At 39.9% G+C, this 7768-nt stretch carries 5 protein-coding genes; all 5 read left to right on the top strand.

From position 1 onward, the window contains the following. Window positions 1-196 precede the first annotated feature (196 nt). The 5 genes from M3212_RS21320 (at window position 197) to M3212_RS21340 (ending at window position 7417) form a co-directional block, all read left to right on the top strand. Window positions 197-1135 carry a MaoC family dehydratase gene (locus M3212_RS21320; protein ID WP_251195932.1) on the top strand — a complete coding sequence of 313 codons (939 nt, stop codon included), beginning with the start codon at window positions 197-199 and terminating at the stop codon, window positions 1133-1135. A gap of 78 nt (window positions 1136-1213) precedes the next feature. After that, on the top strand, window positions 1214-2872 hold the full coding sequence (locus tag M3212_RS21325; RefSeq protein ID WP_251195933.1) for a thiamine pyrophosphate-binding protein: 1659 nt from the start codon (window positions 1214-1216) through the stop codon (window positions 2870-2872). 146 nt (window positions 2873-3018) lie between these two features. Then, entirely contained in the window at window positions 3019-4479 is a 1461-nt protein-coding gene (locus M3212_RS21330; protein WP_251195934.1) for a xylulokinase, read from the top strand. Between the two features lie 13 nt (window positions 4480-4492). Continuing rightward, the gene (locus tag M3212_RS21335; protein ID WP_251195935.1) at window positions 4493-5908 is read left to right on the top strand and encodes an NAD-dependent succinate-semialdehyde dehydrogenase; all 1416 of its coding nucleotides are present in this window, start codon (window positions 4493-4495) and stop codon (window positions 5906-5908) included. 93 nt (window positions 5909-6001) lie between these two features. Next, window positions 6002-7417 carry a SpoVR family protein gene (locus M3212_RS21340; protein ID WP_251195936.1) on the top strand — a complete coding sequence of 472 codons (1416 nt, stop codon included), beginning with the start codon at window positions 6002-6004 and terminating at the stop codon, window positions 7415-7417. Window positions 7418-7768: the final 351 nt, after the last annotated feature.

Raw genomic sequence — 7768 nt, forward strand, 5'->3', positions numbered from 1 at the left:
TACCCTTAAAAAGTCAAATAAAACTATTCAAAAATGGATGAAAAGTCAACTTCAGCAATGGATTAGCGGTCTGCCTACCTATATCAAGGCTTATTTATCAATTTCAGTCTGCGAAGTTTGAGTAAGTAATTTTAAATTAACAAATTATTTTTTTTGAACGTAAAAAAACGTTTTCATCGAAACTAGGAGGGAAAAGATGAATTTTTCAACTATTGGCAAAAAGGAAGGTTTATTTGAATTGATAGAAATACCAGAGACATTCGGTCCACTTAAGTATACTGTTGATGACCATAAAATTAAAACTTATGCTTTTACTCAAAATGACTATCATCCTTGGTATTTTAACGATTCGCCTTTTGGAAAAAGAATTGGTCATGCCTCCATTTTAGGGAATGACCTATTATCCTTATTTTTAACGAAATACGATCCAAACAGTATTATCGGTTTACACACTCAGGAGGAAATGTGGTTTCACAACCCGGTTTATGTAGACGAAGAGATTACGATACAAGGTGAATATACAGAAAAATATAAAAAAAGAAACAAAGGCTATGTTGTTATGAAGGCGGAAGCGAGAGGCGCAGACGGTAGGTTGATTGTTCAGCATCGAGGTGTTGAGATTATGAGAATCCATGCTGGAGCTGTAGTAGCTAAAAAAACAGCTAAAGTCAATGATGAGAACCAAGTAACGGGTGAATACGATATTGCATTAGAGCCAGCACCAAAAGCTTCCTCCGTAATTAAACCAGGCACTCCGATTCCATTTTTAGAGAAAAGGACTTCCCAAGAACAAGCATCTGTATTTTCGTGGGTAGGGAAGTACTTTAAAAATATTCATAACAATTTAGAACAAGCGCAAAAAGCTGGATTAGCATTGCCGCTTGTTCAAGGACAGCAACAATTTGGTTATCTAACTGAAATGTTGACAGGTTTCTTTGGTGAAAAGTGGTTTACAAGTGGCTGGCAGAAAGTGAAATTTATTCACCCAATTACAGTCGGCGAAAAAATCACTTGTAAAGGAGTTGTAAAGGAATGTTTTGTTGAAAATGATGAAACCAAATTAAGATTAGAGATTTGGGTAGAAAATGAAGATGGTGTGATGACTTCAGTCGGTTGGGCAAGTGCAAGTGTTTAAATAGCGCGTTGGTTCAAAAGTTTTCCCTATAAGCAGTATGAATTTAATTTTATTTTTTGAAAAGTGGAGGGACTAAAAATGAAAAAAGGTAAAGTTGCAGAGTTTGTGACAGATTTTTTAGTGAAAGAAGGAGTAAAGTGTGTATACGGTATTCCAGGAGGTCAGCCTTTAACGATATTAGATGCGATTTATGATCGTGATGATATTGATTTTGTTGCTACTCGTCATGAAAATGGGGCTGCGCATGCAGCTGATGCAGTTGGAAGGTTAACAGGCGTGCCAGGGGTGTGTCTTGCCACGACTGGACCAGGTGCAACTAATCTGATTACTGGTGTCGGAGGGGCCTTTCAAGATTCCAGTCCAGTCATAGTCATTACCGCCAATAATAATCGAAAAGATATGCTCCATGATGACGCACAAAATGCAGATCATAAAGCCTTATTTGATAGTCTTGTGAAATGGAGTGTACTAATTAGTCATCCAGAACATGTAGAATCTTTGTTAAATGAGGCCTTTAATATTGCGCTTTCTGGAAACCCTGGTCCGGTACATGTTGATTTTACTCGAGATGTCCTAAGTGAAGTCATAACATGGGAAGAAAATAAGAGTCCTCACCGTTCGGCTAATAGAATACTAGGTGATGAAGAGGGGTTGCAGGAATTAAAAGAGAGATTGATTTTATCTGAACGTCCTGTTTTTTGGGTAGGGAACGGGGCAAAGATTTCAGGTGCTGGTGAAGAGATCTTGAAACTAGCTGAGCAGCTGGCTATCCCAGTTATTACTACATTTAATGGGATTACAGCCGTCGATATGAGTCATGAGCAAGTTTTTGGCCCATTAAGCCGTAGTGGAAGTATGCTCGCTGCTGACATTATAGCCGAAGCTGATACATTAATTGCAATTGGAAACAGCTTAAACGGACCTTCCACTGGTAGATGGACAATGAAAATACCAAATGAAATTTACCAAATTGATATTGATCCAACTATGTTAGGGAGGCATTATCCTGGAACCAAGGGTGTTTGGGGGGATGTAAAAGTTTGTATTACATATTTATTAGATCAGCTGGTGGAGGTTTCGGCTTCAAATCATCAAAAGGAATGGTTAGAGATTTGTCAGGAGAAACGTACTTTTTGGAAGGAAAAGTATATAACTCCTTACTTGGATAACCCAACTTCACCAATCTATCCTCAAACCGTGGTTCAAGCTCTTTCAGAGGTAGCTAAATCCAACGCTATATTTTCGGTAGATGCAGGAAATCCGGGAATTTGGACTCATATTATGCCTTTAAAAAAAGGACAATTTTATATGAAGCCGGTCGGATTCGGAAATATGGCATTTGCTTTACCGGCGGCGATTGCTGCTAAATTAGAGCAACCGAATCGAGAAGTCGTTTGTCTCGTTGGCGATGGAGGGCTTGGAATGTCGCTAGGTGAATTAGAAACAGCTGTTCGTACAAATGCGAATATTATAGTTGTTTGTATGAATGATCGTGCTTATGGAAATATCAAGCAGGAACAGATACGTGACTTTGGACCAACTAAACGTCATATTGGAGTAGACTTTGTGGATTGGGATTTTGCGACAGTAGCCAAAGCTGTAAATGGTGATGGGGAACGGGTGACCAATGTTGAAGACTTTAAGGCCGCATATAAGCGGGCTCAAGATGCTAACAAACTATATTTAATCGATGTTCAAATCGATCCTGATACAAGTGTATGGACTAAGCCGTTTTAAGAATGGTTATCTAATCTAAAAATCTCTTTGTGATGTCGGTTGGTTTTAAACCAGCCGATATCTTACTATTTATGAGCTTTGAAAACCCCTACCTCTATCCTCTAAAAGTATAAACGCTTAAAACAAACTACTGGGGAGGGTTTACCTTGAAAAAGAAAGGAATTTTAGCTGTTGATGTAGGATCTAGTTCTATTCGAGCAACAGTTTATATAAAAGATGAAGGTGTTAATAAGCAGCTCGCCGTTAGTAACAAGGGAGAGGCTCGTTTTTCTGCAGAGGCTCTTTGGGGAAGGCTTGCAACATTAATTAAGAGTCTAACAAAAGATGAAAAAAATATTAATTATGAAGCGGTAGGGGTTAGTGCATTCTTAGGATGGGTAGTGGTAGACCAGTTTGGAGTGCCGGTTGAAAAAGCGTGGAGTTGGATGGCTCATGGAAATGAAGAAGAAGTAAAAAAATTTGAGATGTTTTTACCTGAAGATGCTCCTCAAATAATTGGAAGGAAAATAAATGAGGAGTTAGGGGTATTTCGTTGGGGGAGAATATTAAGGCAAGCTGAGAAAAATTATATGGTTCTTAGTCTAAAAGACTATCTTAATTTTAAATTAACTGGTGTTATGAAAATGGATCGGACTCATGCTAGTTATACAGGTCTATTTTCGATTAAACAAAAAAAATGGGATTCAAGATTATTAAAGGCTTTCCGGATTGATGCTTCATCTTTGCCTCCTTTGTCTTATGGTTACGAAGAAGTTGGCAACATTACTCCAGAGATAGCTTTGGATTTAGGCCTGCAATTAAAAACAAAAGTTATTGCAGGTGGACCAGATGGAACATTGGCTATATTAGGTGGTGGGGGAACAAGAGCAGGGAAGACGATTGAAGTAATGGGAACAACAGATGTCTTGTTTCATCTATCAGATAATAAAGATACCGAGAAAATTGTAGAAAAAGGTTTAGTGAGAAATTGCTATATTTTCCCTGATTTATACGCTATAGGAGGGCCAACTGGTATGACAGGGGGAACTTTAACATGGTTAATGGAAAATTGGAATTGGACATTTGAAAGTAAGTCATTTCAACAATTACTTCATTCATGGGCTTCTATTACCCCAGCTGAAGAGGGGCTATTTGTTATCCCTTTTTTAACAGGTGCAAGAGTCCCTGATTGGTCACCAGCAATCAGAGGAAGCATAGTCGGATTAACTCCCTCTCATACTTTTAAAGATATTTATAAAGCAACAGTGGAAGGTATTGCGTTTGGAACAAAGGACATTTTTGAACAACTTGAATCAATTACTGGAGTGATTGACACTCTTATCGCCATAGGTGGAGGAGCTCGAAATGAGTCTTTTCTTCTAACACGGGCAGCATCAATCGGCTGTCGTATTGTTATTCCAAAAGAAATTGAAGCAAGTACTTTTGGGGTAATTGCTCTAGCAGGTACACTTGTGCACTGGTTTGATGATATTCATTCTGCAGTTGCTAGTTTAAATCCTATAAGTGGGGAAATAAAAACATCAGCGGAAGAAATTGAGCAATACAAAAGAGGGTATAAACAATATAAACAATTACTTACCATTCTAAATACTTGGTACAATAGATAAAGGGAGATAGATAATGCATACTTTTGGTGTTTATATAGACGGGGAATGGCAACAAACACCCAATATACTTAAAGTAATGAACCCAGTTGATAATAGTACGGTGGGAAACGTAGCTAAAGCTGGTGAGAATGAAGCATTAGCAGCTGTTCATGCCGCTCAACAGGCCCTGGATTCATGGTCAGTTACTACAGCATATGAACGTGCTAACTTATTAAAGCTCTGGTATGAAGCAATTGAACAAGAAAAAATAGATATAGCTAAAACATTAACGATGGAACAAGGAAAGCCGCTCAAAGAAGCAATAAGTGAGATTGATTATGCCAATCAATTCATACTTTGGTATGCAGAAGAAGCCAAACGAGTCTATGGGGAAACAATTCCATCTCTTGATAAAAGTAAGAGGATCATTGTCAATAAAAAACCCATTGGTGTTGTTGCTGCAATCACCCCTTGGAACTTTCCTGCTGCAATGATTACAAGAAAAGTAAGTCCAGCTTTAGCAGCAGGATGTACGGTGGTGATTAAACCATCAGAGCTAACCCCACTAACTGCATATCGTTTAGTTTTATTAGCAGATAAAGTAGGGTTCCCAAAGGGAGTAATTAATATTGTTACGGGTGATCCAATTAAGATTGGCGACATATGGTTAAATGATAAACGAGTTCGAAAAATAACGTTTACTGGTTCAACACCTGTTGGAAAATATTTAATGAAGGGTGCCTCTTATACTGTTAAAAAAGTATCTCTTGAGCTTGGGGGGCATGCCCCAACGATCGTATTAAAAGATGCTGATCTAGATTTTGCAGCTGAGACAATACTAGCAGGTAAATTTCGAAATGCAGGTCAAACGTGCGTGTGTCCAAATCGCATTTATGTTCAAAAAGAGGTGGTGGAGAAATTCATCGATATTTTTTCCAAAAAAGCGAAGAAATTAGTCGTAGGAAATGGTTTAGATGAGGGTGTAGATATGGGTCCATTAATTAGTGATCAAGCGGTACATAAGGTAATAAAGCAAGTACAAGATGCTGTTGACAAAGGTGCAACTTTAATAGGTGAACTTCCAGGTTCAAGGATGGTAAAACCGATTATCCTTACAAATGTCAATAACGAAATGAGATGTATGAATGAAGAAACCTTCGGACCGTTGGCACCTATTATGAGTATTGAAGATGAAGAAGAAGCAATAAGATTAGCGAATAATTCAGAGTATGGATTAGCCGCGTATGTTTTTACGAGCCACCTTGAGAAAGCATTTAAGCTGAGTGAAGCCCTTGAATATGGAATAGTGGGTATTAATGATACTCTACCATCTATCGTGCAAGCCCCGTTTGGTGGAATGAAACAAAGTGGCATAGGACGTGAAGGGGGGCATCATGGCTTAGATGAATTTTTAGAAATCCAATATGTATCCATGAAACTTCATTCATAATGACAATAGATTGAAGGGGGAATAAGACCACTCTCAGTCTTTTTTTCTCCTTCCCGCATATGATGTATAAAGCATTGTCTGGGAGGGAGATCTATGGCAGCTGTGGAATGGAAAGAGCTGGAGCGGGCGATTGCGGAAATAACGGAAATCGCCGAAGGCTTCGGGCTTGATTTTTATGAGATGCGCTATGAAATTTGTCCGGCTGAAATTATTTATACGTTCGGTGCTTACGGGATGCCAACTCGTTATTCCCATTGGAGCTTCGGGAAACAATTTCATAAAATGAAACTTCAATACGATCTTGGGTTAAGCAAAATTTATGAGCTCGTGATCAATTCAGATCCGTGCTATGCCTTTTTGCTCGACAGCAATACACTCGTTCAAAATAAGCTGATCGTTGCTCATGTGCTCGCTCATTGTGATTTCTTCAAAAACAATGTGCGCTTTTCCAATACGCGCCGAGATATGGTTGAAAGCATGAGTGCGACGGCTGAACGGATTGCCCATTATGAGCATGTTTATGGCAAGGAGGAAGTAGAGCAGTTCCTCGATGCGGTGCTGGCGATTCAAGAGCATATCGATCCGAGCATCGTCCGGCCAAAATTAAACTGGAGCCTGACCGATGACGAAGAGCAGCCGAAGTCGGAAGCAAAACGGTCCGAGTATGACGATTTATGGGGACTTGATGAGAAAAAGAAACCAGAGGAACCGAAGCGGAAGAAAAAAAGCTTCCCTCCGAATCCTGAGAAGGATATTTTGCTCTTTATCGAGGAATACAGCCGCGAGCTGGAGCCTTGGCAGCGTGACGTGCTGACGATGATGCGCGAGGAAATGCTCTATTTTTGGCCGCAGCTGGAAACGAAAATCATGAATGAAGGCTGGGCTTCCTACTGGCATTCGCGGATCCTGCGGGAAATGGAGCTGAGCAGCGAGGAAACGATTGAATTCGCCAAGCTGAACGCGGGTGTCGTCCAGCCGTCAAAGACGTCGATTAATCCGTATTATTTAGGGCTGAAGATTTTTGAAGACATTGAAGAGCGCTATAATAATCCGACAAAGGAAATGCAGGAGCGTCAAGGCGTCAAATCCGGCGGCGGCAGGGAAAAAATGTTTGAAGTGCGGGAGATTGAATCAGATATTTCCTTCATCCGCAATTATCTCACGAAAGATCTCGTAATGCGCGAGGATATGTATTTGTTCCAGAAGCAGGGGGCCGATTATAAAATCGTCGATAAGGAATGGGAGCATATTCGCGATCAGCTTGCCTCGTCACGGGTCAACGGCGGCTTTCCTTATTTAGTCGTTACCGATGGAGACTATTTGAAAAACGGCGAGCTGTATATTACCCATAATTATGAAGGGACGGAGCTCGATGTTGGCTATTTAGAAAAGGTGCTTCCCTATATGTACCAGCTCTGGGGCCGCCCGGTCCATCTTGAATCCGTCGTCAACGATAAGGCAATCATTTTTATTTATGACGGGAAGAAGGTTCATCGCAAATATGTCTAATCCCCTTCTTAACGGCTTCGATGAAAAAAGCAAAACCGCTAAAAACATAACGAGGAATGCAGAGCTGTCGTTCACAGCTCTTTTTTCTTTGGCTTTCCTTCTTTCAGCAGAGGAGCACGTATCTGGATTCCACGGATTGTCCTTTCTTACTAGTGAAAAAATAGGAGAAACGATCCGGGAGCTGCTGCTTGTTTACTCCAGGGCGGTAATTCATGTACACTTTTAAAAAAACTTAGACGGCACAACTAACACAATGGTTTAGTTGTGCCTTAACCATTTGGTTTCAAGATTGTTTAAATATTCATTTGGTGCCTTCTTGAACCTTCTTTGTTTTGTATGTGTGTAAATACG

It is taken from the genome of Halalkalibacter oceani, assembly GCF_023715705.1.
Taxonomy (GTDB): domain Bacteria; phylum Bacillota; class Bacilli; order Bacillales; family Bacillaceae_D; genus Halalkalibacter; species Halalkalibacter oceani_A.

Coding starts and splice junctions, on each gene's coding strand:
- M3212_RS21320 (WP_251195932.1), top strand. CDS start 197: ATGAATTTTTCAACTATTGGCAAAAAGGAAGGTTTATTTGAATTGATA.
- M3212_RS21325 (WP_251195933.1), top strand. CDS start 1,214: ATGAAAAAAGGTAAAGTTGCAGAGTTTGTGACAGATTTTTTAGTGAAA.
- M3212_RS21335 (WP_251195935.1), top strand. CDS start 4,493: ATGCATACTTTTGGTGTTTATATAGACGGGGAATGGCAACAAACACCC.
- M3212_RS21340 (WP_251195936.1), top strand. CDS start 6,002: ATGGCAGCTGTGGAATGGAAAGAGCTGGAGCGGGCGATTGCGGAAATA.